Raw genomic sequence first — 23,590 nt, forward strand, 5'->3', positions numbered from 1 at the left:
CTTTTCCAAAAAGACAGTTAATCAACCTCTAAAGCTAGATATATAAAGGATTCTTATATATTACTTTATCATATTATTTCATTTTGTATATACATCGAGGACAGTTTTTTTTACTTTCAAATTTCATTTAGCTTAGTATGTCCATTTTCAATAAGTTACCTTTACATGAAAATGATGAACGAAACTCCCCCCTTTTATCCCAAATACAATAAACATGAAGAAAATCCATGCAGAATATATGAAGAAAATTACATAGCATTTTTTTATAAAAATAAGGTTCTTTTAGCCAAGTTCGAAAATATATATAGTAGTGTCGATATTTAGGACAACTACTGTCAATTGGAAATAGTAGATTACACAAAGTACCTTTTTATATCGGTTACCTAATTATATTAATTATAAATAAGGATTGATTTTCTTTTAGTAAGTGTTATTATTATTTTTAAGTTATTAAATAATAATTATTATCACATGAGGAGGTTATTTTTCGTGAATAACAATGATAATCAAAAGAAATTGACGACCGCAGCAGGCGCACCTGTTGCTGATAATCAGAACTCAATGACAGCAGGCCCTAGAGGCCCTGTACTTCTCCAAGATGTTTGGTTGATTGAAAAGCTCGCACATTTTGACAGAGAAGTAATTCCAGAAAGACGTATGCACGCCAAGGGATCAGGTGCATATGGGACTTTTACAGTTACTCATGATATTTCTAAATATACGAAAGCGAAGATTTTCTCTGAGGTTGGGAAACAAACTGAGATGTTCGTTCGCTTCTCTACTGTTGCTGGTGAACGAGGAGCAGCCGATGCGGAGCGTGATATTCGTGGATTCGCGATGAGATTTTATACGGAAGAAGGTAACTGGGATCTCGTCGGTAATAATACGCCTGTCTTCTTCTTTAGAGACCCTATGCAATTCCCTGATTTGAACCATGCTGTTAAGCGCGACCCTCGTACGAATATGCGCAGCGCGAATAATAACTGGGATTTCTGGACGTCACTTCCGGAAGCTTTACATCAAATTACGATCGTTATGAGTGACCGCGGGATTCCGAAGTCTTACCGTACAATGCATGGCTTCGGCAGCCATACATTTAGTATGATTAATGATCAAAATGAACGAGTATGGGTGAAATTCCACATGCGTTCACAGCAAGGCATTGAAAATTTAACTGACGAAGAATCAGAAGTACTTGTTGGAAAAGATCGTGAAAGCCATCAAAGGGATCTATATGAAAATATCGAAAATGGAAACTTCCCGAAATGGAAAATGTATATTCAAGTCATGACAGAGGAACAAGCAAGAACACATCCTGATAATCCATTTGATTTAACAAAGGTATGGTATAAGAAAGACTACCCTCTTATTGAGGTTGGAGAATGGGTTCTTAATCGCAATCCAGAAAACTATTTCGCTGAAGTTGAACAAGCTGCCTTTACACCAGCGAATGTTGTACCTGGAATTGCTTTCTCACCTGATAAAATGTTACAAGGCAGATTATTCTCTTACGGAGATGCACAGCGATACCGTTTAGGTGTTAACCACCACCAAATTCCTGTAAACCAGCCAAAATGCCCTTTCCATAGCTACCATCGTGATGGAGCCATGAGAGTGGACGGCAACAAAGGCAGTTCCCTTCACTATGAACCAAACAGTTATGGAGAATGGAAAGAACAGCCGAAGTATAAAGAACCTTTTCTTGCTCTCCAAGGGGATGCCGGGTCTTGGGATTTCAGAGAAGATGATGACAACTATTTTGAGCAGCCTGGTCGCCTTTTCAATCTAATGAGCAAAGAACAACAACAAGTATTGTTTGAAAATACGGCTCGTAATATAAATGGAGTTGAAAAACATATTCAGATTCGCCATATCAAACATTGCTATCAAGCGGATCCTGCTTATGGAGAAGGAGTGGCTAATGCGATAGGCATTCCATTAAATGAAATTGGGATTGAGGGAAAGAAAGAAAGATAGTTTTATTAAATGAGAATTCGTTGCACCAAAACCTGCAACATGAGGAAGCTACATAAAGTACAACGACCACTATAAAATAGAAGATGTCTACTCAAGCATTTATCAATACTTGAGTAGACATCTTTTTTATTACTTGAACGACCACCTACTTTTGTATGTGGATTTCGATATTTGATAAAAAAAGATTTAAAAATTATATACTCTCCTGCTTTAAAGCATCAATAATATTTTCCTTTTTTACTTTGGCACTAGAGTAGAGCATTGCAGAAGACACAATAACAAATACGGCAGCAATAACATACAGAATACTAAGCCATGGAAATGCAAATCCGAATCTAAAGCTGTGCATCAATGATTTGTATATCAAATACATCACTACAACACTAATCGGCAAGCCAAAGAGCAATGACTGGATTCCATAAAACATACTTTCGTAATTGATCATTTTATTAAAACCCTTTGGCGTCATGCCAACAGATTTCAACATGGCAAATTCTCGTTTCCGTAGTGAAATGGAGGTCGAGATTGTGTTGAAGATATTTGCTATCGAAATAGCCGTAATTAATACGATAAAACCATACGTAAATACTGACATAATTGTGATCATCTGCTCTTCTTGCTTGCGATATTGATACACATTATGAACATACAGCTTATAGTCTTTCATTTCCTCAATTTCCTGCTGCGTTTTCATTGGATCTGTACTTTTTAGGAAGAGAAAACTATTTATTTCGTTCTTAGCCGATTCACCCAATAAATTGTCCATAACCTGTTCTGAGACGATGATATTTAATCCACCTATTCCAGCTGGCATAATCCCCATAGGAAATTGATCTGTCAATGTAACAACTTCCACTTTATTGAAATACGTATCTTTTTCTTTTTCTTTTTCTCTTTCCCAGTCTCGATTAACTAAATCAAGACTTTTACCTTTTTTTATATTTAAAGCTTTCGTCTCAACAAACTTCCCTGTGCCCATGTCTTGATAAGGAATCGTATCAATGACAATCGCTGAAAGATGATTTGGGTTTTTTAGCGTTTCATAGTCTGCACCAACAGCAACCGCATATTCCTTCAAGCTCTCATCATTTAATGAACTTAAGCGAACATAGTAATCATATTTTCCATCCTTTAGATTCGCCTTATACATTCCCAATTTTTTCAATTCAGCAGCGACTGACGCTTCTTCAACCCATGTGTTCAAAAAAAACTCGTTTACAACACTGTATTCTGTTACATCATTAAGGTCAGCAATGGAGTGTATCAATTCATCATCTAAGACATGTTCGCTTCCATTCGCTACTTCAATATCAAAATTCACACCTACTTGTGAAAGCTCGAGTGATTTTTTTAAATTCGCGGTAAAAAAGGAGACGGTTAAAAATAGCACGATACTAATCACGAGTGAAAATATCGTTGCTTTGTACCTGCGTTTATTTCTTTTTAAGTTTTTTAAGCCAATTTCTGCTTCGATTCCGAATAATGTTCGAATCAACTTCGATGTTTTCACAGCTTTTCTAGTGAGTTTAATTTCAGTTGTTTGCCTGATCGCATCAATCGCTGAAATCTTGGACGCCTTCATCGCTGGTAGGAGCGTTGAAATAAAAATCGTTAAGATCGAAATCACACAAGCAACGATAATGGAGAATGGTGTGACAGTCACGATTAATTTTTCAGACACTCCTAGCGCACCTTGTATCATCGAATTAATAAAATAAAAAGTAATGCCGATTCCAATTAGGCCACAGATAATCCCTAAAGGAATACTAACGAGCCCAATGATCATTCCTTCAAAAAACACCGAGTTCCGCTTTTGCCTTTTCGTTGCACCTACACTCGCAAGCATGCCTAAATGGCGAGACCGCTCCGAAACAGAAATTGCGAATGCATTATAAATTAACGAGACGGAACCAATAATAATAACTGTCATTATTATGGCTGATAAAGAATTAAGCGTTTTATTTAAAGCCTCATTTTTTGTCACTCCATAGTAGCGAAGCAATTGATCATTATACTTGATCGTCGCTATTCCGTTTTTGTCTGCTAAATTTTCAGCATGTGAGAATAATGACTTTTTTACTTTCTTTAAAATAACTGTTGCATTTACACGATCATTCGCTCCAATTATATTTTCATCCAAATAGGAAATAATCGTATAGCCCGGTGCCCATGTCGGCTCCCACGTAGGACGTTTAATAAATCCTACAATCGTATAGTTTCTTGTTTTCGTATTTTTTAATGTCTCAGAAATTTTACCATCTTCAAACTCGATGGAGGCATTCTGATCTAATGACGTATCATCATCTTCATCTGATGACCTTACACCCACGTCAAGTGTCAATTGATCGCCAATACCAAATTCCACTTGCGCATTCGTCGCTATATGTTCTGAAATAACCACTTCATTAGCGGCTTGTGGGAGCCGTCCTTTACTCAATTCTATTGGAAATTGTTTGAAACCTTCAAGATTATATTCTTTAATAAACAAATATGGCTTACTTTCATTTCGTCCGCCTTCTAAGAGGGCATAGCCGCGATCCCTAGAAATGACAAGTTTCTTCGTTGCCTCATCATTCTTTATCGCTGCAACCTGATCTTTATTCAAATCTTTATAAAGAACATGCCATTCACCTTCATTTGCTATTGTTTGCCTTTTCATTAAGTCTAAAAAGGAGACAGCAAGTGTGGTAACGGCTGTGATCATAGCAACCGAAATAATGACTCCAAGGATCGTAACAAGAGTTCGCCTTTTATTTTCTTTTAAATGCCTTAAGGTAAGTTTATAAACGATATTCACAGACGATTCACCTCGTCTTTGGCAATCCTTCCATCTTCGATTGCAATGACTCTATCCGCTTGTAAGGCAATCCGTTCATCATGGGTAATGACGATTAGCGTCTGATTGAATGTTTTATTAAACATTTTTAACAAATCTATAATTTCACGGCTATTTCTACTATCGAGGTTACCAGTTGGCTCATCTGCGAGCATAATAGCTGGGTTACTTATGAGTGCTCGACCAATCGAAACTCGCTGTTGTTGTCCACCTGAAAGTTGGTTCGGGAGATGTTGTAAGCGATCTTCAAGATTTAATGTTTTCACAAGCTTATTAAGCTGCTCTTTGTCCACCTTATGTTCATCAAGTAAGGATGGGAGCGTAATATTTTCTTCAACCGTCAGAACCGGAATAAGGTTGTAAAACTGATAAATAAGACCAATTTGTCGTCGGCGAAAAATAGCCAACTGTGTTTCATTAAGACTATAAATGTCTGTGTTATCAACGAAAACCTTTCCACTTGTAGGTTTGTCTACGCCACCAAGCATATGCAGCAGTGTCGATTTCCCCGATCCAGATGGGCCGATTATGGCGACAAATTCACCCTTTTTAACTGAAAAAGAAACATCATTAAGCGCTTTAACCGCCGTTTCACCTTTTCCGTACACTTTAGACAGATGTTCTATTTTTAAAATTTCCATCCTTAAAACCTCCATAATTTGCTGATGATTACAGTGTATCTGTCTAAAATGACTTTCTAGTGACTAGGAAAGTGACAATTTAGTCACTTTACATCTTTTATAAGCAATCTCTTGAGCAAAAATTAGATGATCTGTAAATTAAATCACTCGTTTATAAAATTTAATGTGAAATTCTGTTCCTTGATCTTTCCCGCTCTTTACATCGATAACACCATTTTGACTAGTGATAATGCTGTGGGCCATCGCGAGCCCGATCCCGACGCTATCTTCACTGGCATTCTTGCCTTTATAAAAACGCTTAAAAATATAAGGCAGATCCTCCTTTCGTATTCCTTTCCCATTGTCAGCAATGATAATTTCCGTATACAAGGCATTTTCTGAAAACGACACTGTAATGACGCCGCCTTCTCCAGTGTGCTCCACACAATTTTTAAATATGTTAAGCAAGGCTTCTCTTGTCCAATTCAAATCGCCAAGAAACGAAACTGTAGCTTCACCTGTAATCGAAATAGCTTGTTCTTTAATATCCATTGGAATAAGAACAGGCTCAAGTGCTTTTTGTATGAGTTTTTCTAACATGATTGGCTCTTTTTTAAATTGAGCGGTTCCGGCATCAATTTTTGAAAGCTTTAATAATGAAGACACTAACCACTCGATCCGCTCAAGCTGAATCCGGATATTATGTGTAAATTCCGTTCTTTTTGCGACAGGTAATTGTGAATTATTTAATAAATCTGCCATGACCATCATGGAGGTAAGCGGAGTTTTTAGCTGATGAGATATATCAGAAATAGCATTAGTGAGCTGGATTTTATCTTGTTGTAAAATGGAACTTTGCTCAGATAGCATGATGGTCACTTTGTAAATATCATTTTTTAAAATACTAAGCTCCCCTTCATAATTATCACGTACGTCTAGAGAATAATCACCGCCACTAATTCGCCGCAAATAGCTCGAAAGTTTTTCGATTTCACGATATCTCCACCTTGTAAAAATCAAACTACACCCAATTAGCAGCGCAGAGGTGATGAATACAAGCATCGTAGCTACTGGTGAAATTAAGGCAGATATTACGACTGCCACTGTACTGATTGCACACATTGTTAATAAAAAAATACGAATTTCTCTATTACGCAGCATGCTAATCACCAACCTTATATCCTAAACCACGAACTGTTTTAATAAGGGTTGGCTGTTGCGGATGATCTTCTAACTTCTCTCGGAGCCTTTTTATGTAAACCGTCAATGTATTATCATTTACATAGTCTCCCGCTACATCCCAAATCTGTTCTAACAACTGACTTCGTGACAGCACTTGCCCAATATGGTTAGCAAAAATAAGTAAGAGCCTATATTCTAAAGCAGTCAATATTACTTCTTCCCCATTTTTGAACACCTTGCCTTCAAGCGTATTCACTCGGATATTTTTTATTTCGATCATTGCTTTCGGTTGATGTGACTTCTTGTATCTTCGTAAAACGGTTTTAATCCGTGATAATAGCTCACGAATGCGAAAAGGCTTTGTAATATAATCGTCAGCCCCCATATCAAGGCCCATCACAACATTCACCTCATCATCAATCGCCGTTAAAAAAATGACAGGAATGTCACTTCGATCTTTAACAATTTGGCATAATTCATACCCGCTCCCGTCTGGTAATGATAAATCAAATAAGCATAAATCAATTCGCTTTAACTCCTCGGCCAGCACCTTCTTAGCCGACTCAGCATCATAGCAAAGAACGGTAGTAAAATGATCTTGTTGGAGTGAATATTCCAAACCCGCTGCAATTGTTTTATCATCTTCCACAAGCAAAATTTTCATATGTAACCCACCCTAACATTCTTCTTTTGAAACATATTTACCACTATCATATCAAGGAATGGGGGGAAGATGCGATGAAGATTCATCTCATTTTTGGTGTGCTACCTAATAACCCACTAGCCTGGTAAACGAAAAACATTATATGATCATAAACCTTCTTTTGTAAGAAAACAGATTTTTAGACAAAATAAAAGGATTCTCTTTTTGTAGAAGCTGACACCACCAGATAGACATATTACCTGATGACTTCTAACAATAAGGAGAATCCTTATGAATAACAATATACCCTTACAAAATTGTCTTAAAATCCTTAACTTTAACGACTACATTAAAAGCTAGTGATAACAATTGAATGTTAATTAAGTTCCGGTTGTCCCCGGAACTCCGTAAACGGTAAGCTGGTTGAAATATAGCAGCCTGCGGATAACAATACGTTTTGCTTTCATTTTTTTGAACGCAAAAAAGGACAGAAAAAGGTATTGTAGCGCTCTCCCCCTTCTCTGTCCTTTTACCTGAAAGTTTAACTCTTTAAAAGAGTCTTCCCCTTTGGTGGCGTTTAATACACGCACTCTCCAGAGTAACGTCCAGTTGTAGTTCTTCTACCTGAGAGATTAATTCCAAGGGTATTATTGGAACTTGCTCCTTCGGTGGCAATAACGATTACACTCTCCTACAACTATCATCCGTACTATATTTAATTTTTGTAATTCAACGCTTTAAGCTGCATTTCCTTTGTTTACCTGTTTTGCCTTCGATTGCTTTATCTTATAAATGGCAACCAGCATGATAAACCAAACAGGAGTTACGAACAAGGCTACACGAGTATCATCCGCAAGCGCAAGCACGACAAGAACAAACGCTAGGAAAGCAAGAATCAAGTAATTAGAAAATGGATAAAGCGGCAATTTAAATTTATTTACTTTTGCAAGATCTGGTCTTGTTTTACGGTATTTCAAATGGCTGATGACAGTAATTCCCCAAATAAATATGAAGCATACTGTAGAAACACTTGTAATTAGCGTAAATACTCCTTCTGGCATTATATAGTTCAAAGCAACTGCAATTAGAATGATGCCAGTTGAAAAGAGCAATGCATTGGAAGGGATTTTACGGGAATCAAGTTTCGCAAACGGTACAGGTGCATTATTATCTTTGCCAAGTGAATATAACATCCGACTTGTACTGAAAACGGCGCTATTACCTGCCGATGCTGCGGATGTAAGGACTACAAAGTTCACGATACCAGCGGCTGCAGCGATACCTAGCCCTACGAAAACTTGAACGAACGGACTTTCCATTGGGTTAATCGAGTTCCACGGATAAACACTCATAATGACAATAAGTGAACCAATGTAGAAAATAATTATCCGAATTGGGATACTATTTATAGCTTTTGGAATTACTTTTTCTGGATCTTTCGTTTCACCTGCTGTCAGTCCCACGAGCTCAATACCAACAAACGCAAACACTACCATCTGGAATGAGAGAATGAAGCCATTTATGCCATTCGGGAACATTCCGCCGTGACTCCATAAATTCGATAGACTAGCTGTGCCTGCACCCGAGGTAAAGCCAGTAATAATCATAAAAATCCCGACAGCAATTAGTGCTAGAATCGCGATGATTTTAATTAATGCGAACCAAAATTCCATTTCGCCAAAAAGCTTTACAGTTGCAAGGTTCATAACGAGCAACACGACAAGCGCAATTAAAGCCGGCATCCACTGCGGTACATTAGGGAACCAATACTGAAAATAAAGACCAACCGCTGTTAAGTCAGCCATTGCGATTGAAATCCAGCAAAACCAGTAGGTCCAGCCGGTGATAAATGCTGCCATATTACCTAAATAATCCTGTACAAAGTCAACAAAAGAATGATACTTCAAATTGCTTAAGAGGAGCTCTCCAAGTGCGCGCATGATTAAAAAGCAAATAATGCCTGTAATCATATAAGCAAATAAAATTGACGGTCCTGTTAAATGAATAGATTTCCCTGCCCCAAGGAATAATCCCGTTCCGATCGCCCCGCCAATAGCGATAAGTTGGACATGCCTGTTCTTTAGGCCTCTCTCTAATTGTTGTTCCTGCATAGATTTCACACTCCCTATTTTCAAGGTTGTTTGCAATTGTTTATTAAACACAAAACGAATAACTAAAAGATCGCACATTTTTCAATAATAGACTAAGCTCAAAAGTCCAGATGTTTACTAGGTATCCATACAAATAAAGGAAGAATCTCTCTTTTGTAAAGATAGTTTTGAAATCTGAGTATGCCACCAAATGAAAGCGCATACAAAAATTATTACTTAATGATTGGTAGTGCTATTAATTAAGTAGTAAATTACATCTTTACCTATGAGATCAACCGCCTATTTACTTAATCAAGTTTGATATCAGCTTTTGCTGATTGTATCCCCTCCTTTATTATAAATAGCTATATTTCCATAACAATGAAATAAACAAAAATAGCTACTTCCTTATTTCTCTATAATAAAAATATAAAGGTATAGAATAATAATGTCAATTGAATTTTCTTAATATATTATATTTTTGGATCTGTTCAAATAGATTAATCATTTAAACCAATATATTTTTTAACTATAGCCATCAATTCAAAACTAAAAATTATTATATTAGAAATATTCAGTTATTTATATACAATAATATTCAAATCAATAATATGATTTTGTACTTTCAATTTAACCTTTCCAAACATATAGAAAAAGGCAGCTTCATTTGCTGCCTTTTGGTTTGCATTTCATCCTATTTACGAAGCTTCTCTAACATATCTGCTGTCATTTTTACAAGATCATATTCTGCTTTCTTGCTTCCTTCCATTAAACAGCAAAAAAATACAAACAGAGAACTAGTCTATTGTATACGAATTTTTAATTTGGAATTAATAAAAGATCGCTCTTTACAATTCTCTATCCATCTTTTTTCTTTTTTTACCATTCATTTTCCCTCTTCCCGATAGCTAAAAATGCTAGTTTAATATGAAAAAATCTTGTATTATGATTAAATGGAGAATTTCAATAAAGTAGGGTTTTTGAATGAGCTTATTAAATGTAGAAAAATTAAGTCATACATTTGGAGATCGAACATTATTTAAAGAGGTTTCTTTTCGCCTTCTCGCCGAGGATCATGTCGGCTTAGTCGGAGCAAATGGCGTTGGGAAGTCCACTTTAATGAATATTATTACTGGGCAACTCATTCACGATACAGGACGTGTCGAATGGACACCTGGCGTTCATTACGGATATCTCGATCAGCATACCGTTTTAACACAGGGCAGAACGATGCGTGATGTATTAAGAGATGCGTTCCTGCCGCTATTCGAACAAGAAAAAGCACTCAATGACGTCACTGCAAAAATGGCGGACGCAACACCTGAGGAACTAGAAGAATTATTAGAAGAAATGGGTAAAATCCAAGATCGATTAGATGCTGGTGGTTTTTACACGCTTGATATCAAAATTGAAGATGCAGCTCGTGGACTTGGATTAGATGCAATTGGGCTAGACAGAGATGTTTCAGCTCTTAGTGGCGGCCAGCGTACAAAAGTTTTACTCGCAAAGCTCCTATTAGAACAGCCTCAAGTTTTGCTGCTGGACGAGCCGACGAACTATTTAGATGTGGAGCATATTCGCTGGTTATCAAATTATTTAAAAGAATATCCATATGCATTTATCCTGATCTCACATGATACGGAGTTCATGAACCAAGTATCAAATACGATTTTCCATCTTGAGTTCTCTAAGCTTACTCGCTACACAGCAAGCTATGATAAATTCCTTGAACTAGCCGAAATCAATAAAAATCAGCATATTAATGCGTATGAAAAACAGAAGGAATTTATTAAAAAGCAAGAGGATTTTATTGCGAAAAACAAAGCACGTTATTCAACGACTGGCCGGGCAAAAAGCCGTCAAAAGCAGCTTGATCGTATGGAAAGAATCGAGCGCCCTGAGACTGCAATGAAGCCTACTTTTGAATTTAAAGAGTCTCGCGGCAGCAGTCGCTACGTTTTCGAAGGGACAGATTTTGAAATTGGCTATACTCATCCATTGCTACCTAAAATGGCTGTCACTATAGAACGCGGCGAGAAAATCGCAATTGTCGGCTGTAATGGAGTGGGAAAATCAACACTTCTCAAGACAATGCTTGGTAAAATTCAGCCAATCAGCGGAAAGGTTGAACGAGGAGATTTCCTCTATCCGTCATATTTTGAACAAGAGGTAAAGGCGGGAAATATTACACCGATCGATGATGTCTGGAATGACTTCCCTTCGTTGGATCAGCATCAAGTGCGCGCGGCCTTAGCCAAATGCGGCTTGAAAAACGAACATATTTCTCGTCCTTTAAATCAATTAAGCGGTGGCGAACAAGCTAAAGTCCGCCTATGTAAGCTTATGATGAATGATAGCAACTGGATTCTCTTTGACGAGCCGACAAACCACCTTGACGTTGTGGCAAAGGAAGAATTAAAACGCGCACTGAAAGCCTATAAAGGAACGATTGTTTTAGTTTGCCACGAACCTGACTTTTACGAGGCTTGGATTACAAAGGTTTGGAATGTAGAGGAATGGTCTCAAAAGCTATAATCTAATCACTTTTTTATGTAACACTATTATTCCCTCAAAAATATAAAAATCCCGATAACTCTTACACATAGAGTTCGTCGGGATTCTTTTTTTCTAACCATTAGGAGAAAAGAAACGTGATTAGAAAAGAAAGTAGTATAAAAATCGGCACTTCGTTTATTCGCAATACGTTTTAGCGTGATGCTTTTGGTGGTTGGCACACGTCACATTTACGTTGATGATTATTTTTAAATTTTGTAAATGTCTTTTCAAAATTGCTGCCACATGCACATTTAAAAAGTAACTTTTGAGAAAAACCGTGATATTCCGTTGTTAGTAACTTGCTTTCGGAATTGTTCTCAACAAATTCTTTAATCTTTCCGATCGTCCATCGTTTATTCATTCTTTTACACCTCCATATTTACGCTTTAGCGGAGGCTTTTTTTGGCAAGGCATCCGTTCAATTATGAGTAAAAGTCGTAATTATCCTAAGTATCCCATTATAACATGGGCTGACACACAATTAAACAATCGTTATTTATGGTAATTAGCAGAATTCGTGATTATATGATATACTTTGTTTACCATTTGATTTACTGTTTACATGTGCCCTACTCATTTATGAGTGGGGTTTCCTTGTTTTTAAGAAAAATAAAAACAGACTCTATAAAGAGCCTGCTTGATTTGTTAATATTAAGCTTTACGAACGTTTGCTGCTTGAGCGCCACGTTGACCTTGCTCAACATCGAAAGTTACAGCTTGACCTTCTTCTAAAGTTTTAAAACCTTCGCCTTGAATAGCTGAGAAATGAACGAATACGTCTTCTCCACCTTCACGCTCGATGAATCCGAAACCTTTTTCGCTGTTAAACCATTTTACTTTACCATTTTCCATTTTTGTTGCCTCCTAGTGTGTTAACACACACATTTGTTATACTATCCTTGCTCTCAGTGATCATCAAGACGAAAAGTTCAACTTATACTATCCTTTACACCGAACAAAAATAATTCTTATATAGAATACCATTTTTCTAAAGAGATTGCAAATAGAACTAGAATTTCCCCTTAACCTGCTTTAACGTTGCTACTATAAGGAAGCTAACAATTACTAATAAGAGCCATGAACTTAACTTTCCTAAATGAACGAGACTCCAGGCATAGGTTTGGTTTGGATATTTCCAAGCTCCAAAGAATGTTGCGATATTTTCGGCTACCCATATAAAAAATCCGATAAGCACAAATGAAAGAGCAAGTGGCATACGGTAACGAGTTCCACTAACCTCATATGTGACCCATGATTGCCAAAAGACAATCATAACAAGTCCAGATAACCACCAACGAACATCTATCCAATAATGGTGGGTGAAAAAATTCAAATAAATCGCAGCAGCAAGAGGGACAACGACCAAAAACGGTGGCCACTTAACCAGTTCAACTTTCAACCTTCTCCACGCCTGGCAAAGGTAACTCGCTACGCTTGCGTACATGAACCCGCTATACAAAGGCACTCCAAAAATTTTGATATATCCTTCCTCTGGATAAGCCCAGGAGCCCATATGTACCTTAAAAATTTCAAGTCCTAAGCCAATGATGTGAAACATAGTGATTACCTTTAGTTCATCCCTTGTTTCAAGTCCCGAACGCACCATCCACCATTGCATTACAAGGCAGATGATCAGCAGCCAGTCATACCGTGGCAGGAAAGGAAGTGGCATGATTTTTGTCAACGCCAAAGAGGCAAAAATAACGACAGGAAACAAACATGATAGCGCCTGCTCCCAACCAAAACGAACAAGTTGTTTCATTGCTCTCATAAGTTGTGCCTTCAAAGTCTTTTTCTGAGAATCATTTTGAATGGTTAAATTCATGATTAACCCCTCTTTTATGATTTTTATTCATTGAAAAAGTGGAATAGAAATCTTCCTTTTCAATGTTAATCAGGCCATCTTTATTAATCTTGGTTGTCATCATCAATTTGATATTCTAAAATATCTCCTGGTTGACATTCTAAAGCCTTACAAATCGCCTCTAAAGTTGAAAATCGAATTGCTTTTGCTTTTCCATTTTTTAAGATTGAAAGATTAGCCATCGTGATTCCTACCCTCTCTGAAAGTTCTGTAACGCTCATTTTCCTTTTAGCCAGCATCACATCAATATTGATTATAATTGCCATTGTTTTCACCTCAGACCGTTAAATCATTTTCTGATTTTATATTAATAGCCTCTTGTAAAAGTCTTTGGAGAACTGCAGCGAAGACGGCAATCACCATGGAAGCAAATATAACGGCCAATCCAATTAATATGATACCTGGGGCGTCGTCAATCTCCGCAACGAGATAAAAGAGTGGCATTCCTGCCGCATACAAGATACTGATAGTGATTGCACAATATTTAATTTTCCTTAGAGACCATACAGATAATTCTGAGAAAGCAATGTTCTTGTCAATATAGTTTAAAAGTCTTAAAGCCTGATACAGAGCAAAGTAAAAAGGTATCGCCGCCGAATATAAGACGATTAATATGAGATATTTCATATAAGCAATATCTGGATACAATTCTGCTGAATATTTCGCGATATTAGGAACTAAGAATATGCACAAAGCAAGGATTGGAGTACCAATCAGAAAAACAGCTATCTTTAAAAAGAGTGTTTCTCGTTTCATAAAAAGCACCTCACCTTTTTATTGGTAATTTGATTTTAGTACAATTTTTATCGTTTTACAATAAATTATTATTGATTTTAACTACATTTTTATTGTTTTATAAATCCCCTTTTAATTTTAGACAAAAAAAACATTCCTCATTACAAGGAAATGCCGATAACATTTACTATTCAATTTATAAATTGTTTACCAAGGTCTCCTTATACGGATGAAGATCCATTCTTCAAAATTATCGCCTATTTTTGACCGAAGCGAGATGCCATAGGATGTTCTAATCTTTGATGTTTAAACAATCAGAAGCTCCTGAAGGTTAAGTACATAGCATAAAGGCTACTAGTCTATAAAAAAGCAATCACTAAAAAATAAGTTTGCAAAATGAAAAGCCGTCCTGTATAAGAACGGCTAATAAATATTTTTGTGTTGATTTTTTTCGTATGTCAATCTAACTTTAGGTAGCTTGTTATGAGATAAAAATTTTATTCTTATTTTAATAGGAATAAATCCAACCTTTGCCACTTCAACTAAATTCTTAAATTAGAAGTCAAACCGAAAATGGGGCAATCTTGATATCTATGCTTTCAAGCCTTTGTTTGATAATTCTAATCATGTCTAGAGCTGTAGGAGTGTCTCCATGTACGCATATAGTATCTCCTTGCACTTCTACTTCCTCACCATTAAAGGTAGTAACTTTACCTTCTATCACCATTTTGATTACTCTTTCCGCTACTTTTTCAGGATCAGTAATTACAGCTCCTTCGTATTTTCTAGATACTAGAGAAAAGTCGTTATTGTAAGCTCGGTCGGCAAATAATTCTAAAATAAAAGGTAATCCTTTTGCTTTTGCTACCAAATGTAATTGAGAGTTAGGCTTAACCATAATGGGTAAATCTGGTCTAACTGTAAGTACAGCATCCACTATGTTTGTGGCCATTTCTTCATCTGAATCTGCCATATTATTCATATTACCATGGGGCTTCACATGACGGAGCGGCGTATCATGTTTCTGACAAAATATATCAAGTGCACCAATTTGATAAATAATAGAATTCATTAGGTCTTTTCTTGCTACGTCAATATTACGACGCCCAAAACCGGCTAAATCTTGAAATCCTGGGTGAGCCCCAACCCCAACTCCGTATTTTTTTGCCATGGCCACAGTATAATCCATAATGTTAGGATCGCCACCATGAAAACCGCAGGCAACATTTACAGATGATATTAACTTAATCACTTCATCGTCGAAACCAAGTTTGTAAATTCCAAAACTCTCACCCATATCACAATTCAAATCAATTGTTGTCCTCATTTTACACTCTCCTTAAGAATCAACTATAAGAATAACTCTTCAAAATAGAAAAATCATGTTCTTTTTCTTTTAATAAAGCATGAGCCTCTTCTACTGTAATTCTCTCGAATGTTATACTGTCTCCTGGTTTTACTTGGGCTAATTTCGGCAGATCTACAGTAATTACTCCCCCTATTTTCGTGTACCCTCCTATACTTTGCCTTCCGACTAAAAAAACAATAGGCTGTCCATTTTTAGGGACTTGAATTGCCCCGAAAAAGATCCCTTCAGATGTGATATCTGCACCTGCTGTATGTTCAATTATAGGACCTTCCAACCGGCACCCCATTCGATTAACATCTTTAGTGGCCTTATATGTAGAGGAAAAGAAAGTATGTATCGCTTTTTCCTTAAAGGCTTCCTCTTGTGGGCCAAGTATTACTCGTAAGTGGAATGTATTAGTGTAAGTAGGTATTAAATTCTCCGGTAAACGACGCCTTACCCCTTGAAAACGGAGAAGTGATTGCTCCTTAAAAGGAATAACATCTCCTTTTTTAAGAGCTCTTCCTTTTATTCCCCCAATCTTTCCAACTGTATCTGTGGACCTGCTTCCTAATATCTTAGGGACCGAAATCCCTCCAATTACGCCTATATATGCTCTACAACCAGACCTGCATCCAGCAAAATGAATAACATCCCCTTCATTTACCTTCACAGAACTCCACATTGGGCCAGGAACTCCGTTAACTGTAAAAGTAAGGTCTCCTCCCGTCACCGCTATAACAGTCTGCTTTAGAGTTTTCATCTTTAAACCCATAAGGGTTACCTCTAACACTGCTGAAGACTCAGGGTTTCCCACTAAAATATTCGCCATCCTATGAGAATAATGATCAGCCGATCCAGATACTGCTAGTCCATATTTTTGGTATCCGACCCTCCCCAAATCTTGAACTGTTGTAAATACTCCTGGGTTAATTACTTCAAAAATTATTAATTCCTCCTCTCTTAGAACTAGTACCTATACTATTGTTGTTTTCAACCTTAATCATAGGAATATAATCTCCGTATTCGACTTGTTTTTTTATTTCTTTAAATTCATCGATCTGTATTTCCTTAAAAGTAACATTATTCCCTGCATGGAGTAAAAATGGCTGGTTTGCCTGCGAATCATACAAACGTATGGGAGTTTGGCCTATTAATCTCCATCCACCCGGACTTTCAACAGGATAAATACCAGTTTGATTATTTGCAATGCCTACACTTCCTGGAGGAATCGAGATACGAGGACTTTCTAATCGAGGAGTAGCTATTCTTTTTGACATTCCCCCCATAAAAGGATAACCAGGAGTAAAGCCTAAAAAATATACTAGATAACAGGCTCCACTATGGATAGAAATAACTTCTTTTGGTGAAAGGTTGTTATGGATAGCTACACTTTCCAGATCAGGTCCTTGTTCTCCACCATAAAGAACAGGAATCTCAATATGTCTTCTTTTCTCATAACAGCTATTGTCCTTAGTGATTTCCAAACGTTTAAGCTTCTCGATAGCTTGTCGATAAGACAAACGTAAAGGATTGTATTGAACGAGTAAAGACCGATATCCAATAATTACTTCACCAAAACCTTCTTCGGCCTCGTTTGCAATAAGATTTGATAAATTAATAATTCGTTTATTAGTTACTTCATCGATACCAACATCGAGTTCCATCAAGATTGACGAATCTCCAGCAGCACTAAATCTAAATTCCAATTTAATCATTCCTTTAAGAGGAAAATACTTTTATAAATATATCCTTTATAAAGTTAACACATCATTCATTAATACCTTATATTTCATACAATAATATGCTAATTACTTTTTAATTAAGTATAAAGTAATCATAATAAGTAAATCGAGAAAAATCAATTGATTTAACAGAATCTTTTAACATTACTGATTTTTCCGAACTAGTAATAGAGAATAAAAAAGAATTACTTAATAACAAACAATAGTAAAAATAGAAAAGCGCCAATAGTCAAAAAGCAATGGGACGTAACTGATTGTAAACAATTAGTTATGTCCCATTGTATTAAGTCATTGATTTTTAAAGAAATAATTAATCTTCTTTTTGATATTTAATATCTACATACCTCAGTGCAAATAATGCTACTAATGCTGCTAAGATAATATACCCACTAATAGCGTAGCCACTATCAAACTTTTTAAGTAGAAAAGTAGAAATTAATGGAGCAAGTCCTCCTCCAATCAAACCTCTAAACATAAAGGTTATAGCTGATCCACTAAATCTAAGATGTGCAGGAAAACTAGAGGCAATAACCGGAGCCAGAGGTGCCCACATTATGGAATGAATGAAAAATGCTATAATAACTGCTATGAAAATTAATCCTGTACTTTTAGTATTTAGTAAATAGAAATACGGCAAAGCCCACAAGATAAGTAATATATTACCAAATCCAAGGATTTTTTTAGGACTTATTTTATCGCTTAAATATCCAGATGTAAAGATTGTAAACATTGCTACTACTGCACCTATAAGTGTTGCGTTAACGAATATTGATTTATCTAGCCCTAAAAATGTTATTCCGTATGTCGTAGTATAAAAGGCAAACACTCCAAAAGCAATATCGCTACTAACATTTGAAAATACTCCGGATATTACTTGCTTACGATAATGTTTAAATACAGAAACAAAGGGTAGTTTTGGTAATTCTTTTTCATTAAGGGCTTTTTGGAATGAAGGAGTTTCTAATAAATTGAATCTAATGACTAATCCAATAACCACTAAAATTATGCTAAAAATAAACGGTACTCTCCAACCCCACGTTTGGAAACTATCGCCAGAAATATTAATAAAAAGAGATGTTATAGCTGTTCCTAGGATTAATCCAAGAGGGACTCCAATTTGAGGCAAAGCGGCCATAAAACCTCTATTTTTATTAGTTCCCCACTCCATCGAAATAAGGACTGACCCTGGCCATTCCCCTCCAATAGCAATTCCTTGTAAAAATCTAAGTACTGTAACTAAAATAGGGGCGTAAAATCCTATTTGTTCATATCCAGGTAATAAACCTATAAGAACAGTTACAGCTCCCATTAAAATTAAGGTTGCTACTAAAGAAATTTTTCTACCAATTTTATCCCCTAAATGTCCAAATAAAATTCCCCCTATTGGTCTTGCGACATAACCAACAGCATAAGTTGTAAAAGTTAACAAAGTTGCAACATATGGGTCGTGTTGCGGAAAAAATAACTGTGGAAATATAATAGCAGCCATTGTTCCGTATAGGAAGAAATCATACCATTCTATAGTTGATCCTAATACACTTGAAATTCCTGCAATTTTTTGTTGCTTACTACGATCAATATGAGCTGTATCATTTGCAGTAATATGAACCCTTTCTTCCGCAATTTTATTCATTAACATTCCCCCTATCAAATTGTCATTATTTTGGTTTTTCGACTTAAATTTACTTTATTATTTTCAATCTTATAAACCTTGTTTATATAAATTGGGTACTCTACTAGAGAATACTGGTACTTCTTTTCGAGCTTCCAATGTTTCTTCAACATCAATTGAAATAAATAGCGATTCTTCATCTGTAGTAGATCCTTGTATTAATGTATTTCCCCAAGGATTAATGACCATGGAGTTACCACCAAAAGTATAGGTTTGATACGAGCCAACGTTGTTGCATGATACAACAAACATTTGATTTTCAATAGCACGTGTAATTTGAATGTTTTTCCAATGGTTAAGACGGTCTATAGGCCATTCTGCGACGATAAACAAAACTTCGGCTCCTTCCAATGCAAGCGGACGGATAATTTCCGAAAATCGTAAGTCGTAACATATGATGAGTCCCATCTTAATTCCATCAAGCTTGAAAACTTCGGGAACCTTCTGGCCTCCCACCAAATACTTAGGCTCGTTTAGCATTGGAACCAAATGAACTTTATCATATTGATAGACTGTATCTCCCTGTCGGTTTATTACAACCGCTGTATTATAGACCTTTCCATCTACCTTATTTGCAAATGAACCTCCAATAATATTGATGTTAAAAGTTTTGGCGATAGTTTTAAGGAAAGGTACTATCGTTTGGCCATTATCGTCTGCATAAAGATGGATGTCCTCCAAAGTGTAGGAGGTTGTCCACATTTCTGGCAGTACAATTAGGTCCGGCGCGGATATCTTCACTTCCTTTTCAATCCAGGCGTGGACTTTCTTGAGATTTTCCGATGGATTACCGGGGATAATTTCCATTTGATAAATTGAAATTTTCATCTTTTACACCTCCATATCTAATCGAGTAATTGCATATTCTGCATGTATTTCGTCATTTCGAACCTTATCGATAAATGTCATTTTAAATCCACTGCCATATTTAAATCCTTCTAAAAGCGGTACTGTTCCTGAGAAAATGACGCAATTTCTCATAGATATATTCTTCTTATTGAGAAAGGCTTTTATTTCATCCAAAGGAATGATCTCGCTGATCTTCGCTCTTTGATAATCCTGCCATTGCCATTTATCGTCTATATAAACTTGTGAATTTAAAGTAAGGTCGTCCCAGTGATCAATTACTTCGTTAAGCTTCCATGCCTTTTGAGCCAGCGGTTTATCGCAAATTTGTTTTGATTGATTAATATCAATCGTTTCTAATGAGCGATCCGTATGGTCGCTACCTACAGTGATATATACCTCATCATCTAAATCTCCGAATACTAAAACCAGTTCTGCTTCACCACTTGATTTTCCACCTAATACTTCAATTTCCTCCGTTTGGTTAAGACTATTTCTGCGAATTGGATAAAGAGTTGGGATTTCTAACGGACGCGGTACTCCGATTTTTTCCAACTCGACAATATGCTCCATTGTTTTTTCGATATTGCGCCCAGCGTAGCCAATACAATATACATTGTTAATTGTAATCTCTTTTTCTTCTCTATTAACAGTTAATGGTAATGTTATAGCTTTCATTTTACATCTCCTTTTCCAAAACGTTATTATTGTGATAACGATTATTACTTCTCTTCAACTATGTCAATAGATGCCATTGTTTTCGTTAAAATGCTCCCATTGAAAATCGCATTTTTTATTTCACCGTAGATAATTTCATATTGTTATCCTTATTTTCCCAATAGGCGTAATTTTCAGACTATTAATCATAAATCCACTCCATATAATGTATACATCATACATTGTACATAGATTTTTTGTCAATATATTTTCATAATTTTCTATATCTTTTAAAAATAGAGAAAATACCTCTTTTCTTTCCCTTCATAAACATGTAAAATTTGCAAAACATAGGCTTGTTGCCCAAATAAACTAAACTGCCACAACATAATGAAAAAACAAAGAAGAGAGTTGTCCCCTCTCCTTCGAATCTTATCTCTTCTACCAAATAAATTAAGCTTGAATCCTATAATGCAAACTCCTAGAGCCTGCACCCATGCCGAGCACACAACGAAAAATCCCTTAATGATCGATATGCATTAAGGGATTTTGTGTTTACTTTGCCAAGGTATTTTTCTCCTGAACTAAAATAAATGCTTTTGATTCCTGCCATAAAATAATCGCTGTCAAAAGATAAAGAATAGATAGCAAAATAGGTAAGAGAAGAAAGGCCTGACTGATCAAAATATAACCGAAAATAAAAGAAATCAATGCCATTGTTATCGTAAAAATACAATATGTTTTACTTTTGTATACCCATAAATACGGAAGGAAATGCGAAGCGCCTAATACTCCGATTGCCATTGGGATCAATTCATACTGTTCGATGTAGATCACTATCCAAACGGGCAGGAAGAACGCCTGAATACCGCCAACAATACCGCCTAATACTCCTAAAGGATTATTGCTTAAAAGATTAACCTTTAGCACCTTACTAACAGCAATTGCCAGCGGAAAAATGCTGCACGTGCCAACCAGATAGCAGAGGGCAAGCTGTGACTTGCTTTCAATAAAGAAGCCTAAACTAAACATAACAAGCCAATAAACCGTGCCAGCAATGAAGAAAGGATAGCCTTTCTTGCCTTCAAAAATAAGATGATTCTTTAAATCATCCAGAGTCATATTTTTGTAATTCATAACATCTTCTCCTTCTAATTTTTCCGTTTAGGCAAATGGATATTACAAAAAAGTATTAAAAGGTTGCTAACGTAAATATTAGGCACTTCATCCCTTCCGCAGTAGAAAAAATAACACACAGTCCCTATCAGATGTCTAATATCCATAGCTGAATCATACTATTTAATGCAATATTTTTCCATAATCTTATTGAAAATTCATTAAATTATTTATTCGCTGAATTACGTACAGCGTATATCCCTCGAATCAATTAGTGACATAATTCCAATTTGAAATATTAAAATTCGCAGAAATTAAATTACACCTAAAAGACACCCCCCTTTAACCCGACCAGTCTGATTTTTTCCATTTGCCCACTACTTTTAATCTTTATATATTTAGAATTTGGAGGAATGAACACGGTGGAAATAAAAAATCCCGACAATCTTTACTATTAAAAAGATCAGTCGGGATTTTTTATTTGTTTGTGAAAGTAATATTGTTGTAAATGACTGCGTGGCTTTCAATTTCTTCTATAGTTAAACCCAAGTAAACATATATTTCTCATCTTCAATTGCTTTCGTTTGTTTAACCACTTTCAACGGTTTAAACGTATCGATCATGACAGCAAGCTCCAAAGTTTTTTTCTTCCCGATACTTGCTTCAGTCGTACCCGGATGTGGCCCGTGCGGAATTCCGCTCGGATGGAGAGTGATTGATTCTTTATTAATCCCCTTCCTGCTCATGAAATTCCCTTCTACATAGTAGAGGAGCTCATCACTGTTTACATTGCTATGGTAATACGGGGCAGGAATGGCTTCGGGATGATAGTCAAATAATCTTGGCACGAAAGAACAAACAACGAAATTATGCCCTTCAAAAGTTTGGTGCACAGGAGGCGGCTGATGAACCCTCCCTGTAATGGGCTCAAAATCTTCTATATTAAAGACCCACGGATATAAATATCCATCCCAGCCTACAACATCTATGGGATGATGATTCAGGATATGAGAATGGAGGTAACCTCTTGTCTTCGTTATGACTTCATATTCCCCTTTTTCATCAAATGTTTCTAGGAATTCCGGCCCTCGAACATCCCGCTCACAGAACGGACTATGCTCCAAGAGCTGACCAAACTCATTTCGATATCTTCTTGGTGATGTTATTTGACTAAAGGATTCGACAATTAGCGCTTTTGTCTCTTCATTCGCATCCGGAATAAAACGGTATATCGTTCCAATCGGAATAATGACATAATCACCCGGACGATACGTTATCGTTCCGAACATCGTTTCAAAGAGCCCTGTTCCATAATGAATAAAAAACATTTCGTCGCCATCGCCATTTCGATAAAAACTTTTCATCGGCTGATTTATTTTTGCTGTCGCAATGAGCAAATCATCATTCCCTAACAAATACTCTCTTCCTTGGAGCGCATCCCCTTTTTTCTGAATTTTATCAGTCATTAAATGACGATGTTTTAATGAGGTTTGGTCCTCATATTCAGGTAGGTACTTTCCAATTAATTCTGATCGTACAACTTCCGTCGGTAAATAATGATGATACAAAATGGATTGGGTTCCTGAAAAACCTTTTGTACCCATAACTTGCTCTCTGTAAAGACTGCCATCTTCTTTTTTAAACATCGTGTGGCGTTTGTGAGGGATTTTCCCCATCTGCCGATAAAACATTATTCCACCTCA

General features: G+C 36.3%; 21 protein-coding genes and 2 riboswitches. Of the genes, 3 read left to right on the forward strand and 18 right to left on the reverse strand.

Going from position 1 to position 23,590, the window contains the following annotated elements; genetic code table 11:
* Window positions 1-489: 489 nt before the first annotated feature.
* Window positions 490-1,977, forward strand: a complete 1,488-nt coding sequence (locus F7731_RS21690) for a catalase (protein WP_151536888.1) — start codon at window positions 490-492, stop codon at window positions 1,975-1,977.
* Between the two features lie 193 nt (window positions 1,978-2,170).
* Here the strand turns inward: F7731_RS21690 and F7731_RS21695 are convergent, their stop codons facing one another.
* From F7731_RS21695 to F7731_RS21715, 5 genes are all read right to left on the reverse strand, one after another.
* On the reverse strand, window positions 2,171-4,774 hold the full coding sequence (locus F7731_RS21695) for an ABC transporter permease (RefSeq protein WP_151536889.1): 2,604 nt from the start codon (window positions 4,772-4,774) through the stop codon (window positions 2,171-2,173).
* Window positions 4,771-5,454: an ABC transporter ATP-binding protein gene (locus tag F7731_RS21700; protein ID WP_151536890.1), complete on the reverse strand. Its 684-nt coding sequence runs from the start codon at window positions 5,452-5,454 to the stop codon at window positions 4,771-4,773. Before F7731_RS21700 ends, F7731_RS21695 begins: the two co-directional genes overlap by 4 nt.
* 138 nt (window positions 5,455-5,592) lie before the next feature.
* The gene (locus F7731_RS21705) at window positions 5,593-6,594 is read right to left on the reverse strand and encodes a sensor histidine kinase (RefSeq protein ID WP_151536891.1); all 1,002 of its coding nucleotides are present in this window, start codon (window positions 6,592-6,594) and stop codon (window positions 5,593-5,595) included.
* Window position 6,595: 1 nt separating this feature from the next.
* Window positions 6,596-7,279 carry a response regulator transcription factor gene (locus tag F7731_RS21710; RefSeq protein WP_151536892.1) on the reverse strand — a complete coding sequence of 228 codons (684 nt, stop codon included), beginning with the start codon at window positions 7,277-7,279 and terminating at the stop codon, window positions 6,596-6,598.
* A 490-nt stretch (window positions 7,280-7,769) separates the two neighbouring features.
* Window positions 7,770-7,860: riboswitch (glycine riboswitch) on the reverse strand.
* Window positions 7,861-7,962: riboswitch (glycine riboswitch) on the reverse strand.
* A gap of 33 nt (window positions 7,963-7,995) precedes the next feature.
* Window positions 7,996-9,369 carry an amino acid permease gene (locus tag F7731_RS21715; RefSeq protein WP_151536893.1) on the reverse strand — a complete coding sequence of 458 codons (1,374 nt, stop codon included), beginning with the start codon at window positions 9,367-9,369 and terminating at the stop codon, window positions 7,996-7,998.
* 963 nt (window positions 9,370-10,332) lie between these two features.
* Here F7731_RS21715 and F7731_RS21720 point away from each other — a divergent pair.
* Window positions 10,333-11,883 carry an ABC-F family ATP-binding cassette domain-containing protein gene (locus F7731_RS21720; protein WP_151536894.1) on the forward strand — a complete coding sequence of 517 codons (1,551 nt, stop codon included), beginning with the start codon at window positions 10,333-10,335 and terminating at the stop codon, window positions 11,881-11,883.
* 172 nt (window positions 11,884-12,055) lie between these two features.
* Here F7731_RS21720 and F7731_RS21725 read toward each other — a convergent pair whose 3' ends face one another.
* The 8 genes from F7731_RS21725 to pxpB form a co-directional block, all read right to left on the reverse strand.
* On the reverse strand, window positions 12,056-12,265 hold the full coding sequence (locus F7731_RS21725; RefSeq protein ID WP_120032050.1) for a hypothetical protein: 210 nt from the start codon (window positions 12,263-12,265) through the stop codon (window positions 12,056-12,058).
* Window positions 12,266-12,555: 290 nt separating this feature from the next.
* A complete protein-coding gene (locus tag F7731_RS21730; protein ID WP_026574136.1) occupies window positions 12,556-12,756 on the reverse strand; it encodes a cold-shock protein in 201 nt (66 codons plus the stop codon).
* A gap of 157 nt (window positions 12,757-12,913) precedes the next feature.
* Window positions 12,914-13,675: a DUF817 domain-containing protein gene (locus tag F7731_RS21735; protein WP_151536926.1), complete on the reverse strand. Its 762-nt coding sequence runs from the start codon at window positions 13,673-13,675 to the stop codon at window positions 12,914-12,916.
* Between the two features lie 137 nt (window positions 13,676-13,812).
* Complete coding sequence (locus F7731_RS21740) at window positions 13,813-14,034, reverse strand: helix-turn-helix domain-containing protein (RefSeq protein WP_151536895.1); 222 nt, start codon at window positions 14,032-14,034, stop codon at window positions 13,813-13,815.
* Between the two features lie 10 nt (window positions 14,035-14,044).
* Window positions 14,045-14,524, reverse strand: coding sequence for a DUF2975 domain-containing protein (locus tag F7731_RS21745; protein ID WP_151536896.1), 480 nt, complete (start codon window positions 14,522-14,524; stop codon window positions 14,045-14,047).
* A gap of 541 nt (window positions 14,525-15,065) precedes the next feature.
* On the reverse strand, window positions 15,066-15,830 hold the full coding sequence (locus F7731_RS21750; RefSeq protein WP_151536897.1) for a LamB/YcsF family protein: 765 nt from the start codon (window positions 15,828-15,830) through the stop codon (window positions 15,066-15,068).
* 19 nt (window positions 15,831-15,849) lie between these two features.
* Window positions 15,850-16,752: a 5-oxoprolinase subunit C family protein gene (locus tag F7731_RS21755; protein WP_246197381.1), complete on the reverse strand. Its 903-nt coding sequence runs from the start codon at window positions 16,750-16,752 to the stop codon at window positions 15,850-15,852.
* Between the two features lie 37 nt (window positions 16,753-16,789).
* Complete coding sequence (pxpB, locus tag F7731_RS21760; RefSeq protein WP_246197382.1) at window positions 16,790-17,560, reverse strand: 5-oxoprolinase subunit PxpB; 771 nt, start codon at window positions 17,558-17,560, stop codon at window positions 16,790-16,792.
* A 179-nt stretch (window positions 17,561-17,739) separates the two neighbouring features.
* Here pxpB and F7731_RS27375 point away from each other — a divergent pair, with 179 nt between their 5' ends.
* The gene (locus F7731_RS27375; RefSeq protein ID WP_425482037.1) at window positions 17,740-17,802 is read left to right on the forward strand and encodes an FbpB family small basic protein; all 63 of its coding nucleotides are present in this window, start codon (window positions 17,740-17,742) and stop codon (window positions 17,800-17,802) included.
* A 104-nt stretch (window positions 17,803-17,906) separates the two neighbouring features.
* Here F7731_RS27375 and F7731_RS21770 read toward each other — a convergent pair whose 3' ends face one another.
* The 5 genes from F7731_RS21770 to F7731_RS21790 form a co-directional block, all read right to left on the reverse strand.
* Window positions 17,907-19,229, reverse strand: coding sequence for an MFS transporter (locus F7731_RS21770; protein ID WP_151536900.1), 1,323 nt, complete (start codon window positions 19,227-19,229; stop codon window positions 17,907-17,909).
* Window positions 19,230-19,298: 69 nt separating this feature from the next.
* Window positions 19,299-20,096 carry a carbon-nitrogen family hydrolase gene (locus tag F7731_RS21775; RefSeq protein ID WP_151536901.1) on the reverse strand — a complete coding sequence of 266 codons (798 nt, stop codon included), beginning with the start codon at window positions 20,094-20,096 and terminating at the stop codon, window positions 19,299-19,301.
* Between the two features lie 3 nt (window positions 20,097-20,099).
* Window positions 20,100-20,792, reverse strand: a complete 693-nt coding sequence (locus F7731_RS21780) for a DUF2848 family protein (protein WP_151536902.1) — start codon at window positions 20,790-20,792, stop codon at window positions 20,100-20,102.
* 534 nt (window positions 20,793-21,326) lie between these two features.
* Entirely contained in the window at window positions 21,327-21,908 is a 582-nt protein-coding gene (locus F7731_RS21785) for a DUF7010 family protein (protein ID WP_151536903.1), read from the reverse strand.
* 518 nt (window positions 21,909-22,426) lie between these two features.
* Window positions 22,427-23,578, reverse strand: coding sequence for a homogentisate 1,2-dioxygenase (locus tag F7731_RS21790; protein ID WP_151536904.1), 1,152 nt, complete (start codon window positions 23,576-23,578; stop codon window positions 22,427-22,429).
* Between the last annotated feature and the right edge of the window lie 12 nt (window positions 23,579-23,590).

Origin of the sequence: Cytobacillus depressus, from assembly GCF_008923245.1 — a bacterium.
In the GTDB taxonomy this organism is placed as follows: Bacteria; Bacillota; Bacilli; order Bacillales; family Cytobacillaceae; genus Cytobacillus; species Cytobacillus depressus.

What these genes read in the sequence shown, in the direction of transcription:
- F7731_RS21715 (WP_151536893.1), bottom strand. Translation starts at nt 9,369, where the DNA reads ATGCAGGAACAACAATTAGAGAGAGGCCTAAAGAACAGGCATGTCCAA.
- F7731_RS21725 (WP_120032050.1), bottom strand. Translation starts at nt 12,265, where the DNA reads ATGAATAAACGATGGACGATCGGAAAGATTAAAGAATTTGTTGAGAAC.
- F7731_RS21720 (WP_151536894.1), top strand. Translation starts at nt 10,333, where the DNA reads ATGAGCTTATTAAATGTAGAAAAATTAAGTCATACATTTGGAGATCGA.
- F7731_RS21710 (WP_151536892.1), bottom strand. Translation starts at nt 7,279, where the DNA reads ATGAAAATTTTGCTTGTGGAAGATGATAAAACAATTGCAGCGGGTTTG.
- F7731_RS21770 (WP_151536900.1), bottom strand. Translation starts at nt 19,229, where the DNA reads ATGAATAAAATTGCGGAAGAAAGGGTTCATATTACTGCAAATGATACA.
- F7731_RS21750 (WP_151536897.1), bottom strand. Translation starts at nt 15,830, where the DNA reads ATGAGGACAACAATTGATTTGAATTGTGATATGGGTGAGAGTTTTGGA.
- F7731_RS21790 (WP_151536904.1), bottom strand. Translation starts at nt 23,578, where the DNA reads ATGTTTTATCGGCAGATGGGGAAAATCCCTCACAAACGCCACACGATG.
- F7731_RS21740 (WP_151536895.1), bottom strand. Translation starts at nt 14,034, where the DNA reads ATGGCAATTATAATCAATATTGATGTGATGCTGGCTAAAAGGAAAATG.
- F7731_RS21735 (WP_151536926.1), bottom strand. Translation starts at nt 13,675, where the DNA reads ATGAGAGCAATGAAACAACTTGTTCGTTTTGGTTGGGAGCAGGCGCTA.
- F7731_RS21780 (WP_151536902.1), bottom strand. Translation starts at nt 20,792, where the DNA reads ATGAAAGCTATAACATTACCATTAACTGTTAATAGAGAAGAAAAAGAG.
- F7731_RS21705 (WP_151536891.1), bottom strand. Translation starts at nt 6,594, where the DNA reads ATGCTGCGTAATAGAGAAATTCGTATTTTTTTATTAACAATGTGTGCA.
- F7731_RS21700 (WP_151536890.1), bottom strand. Translation starts at nt 5,454, where the DNA reads ATGGAAATTTTAAAAATAGAACATCTGTCTAAAGTGTACGGAAAAGGT.
- F7731_RS21745 (WP_151536896.1), bottom strand. Translation starts at nt 14,524, where the DNA reads ATGAAACGAGAAACACTCTTTTTAAAGATAGCTGTTTTTCTGATTGGT.
- F7731_RS21775 (WP_151536901.1), bottom strand. Translation starts at nt 20,096, where the DNA reads ATGAAAATTTCAATTTATCAAATGGAAATTATCCCCGGTAATCCATCG.
- F7731_RS21785 (WP_151536903.1), bottom strand. Translation starts at nt 21,908, where the DNA reads ATGAATTACAAAAATATGACTCTGGATGATTTAAAGAATCATCTTATT.
- F7731_RS21730 (WP_026574136.1), bottom strand. Translation starts at nt 12,756, where the DNA reads ATGGAAAATGGTAAAGTAAAATGGTTTAACAGCGAAAAAGGTTTCGGA.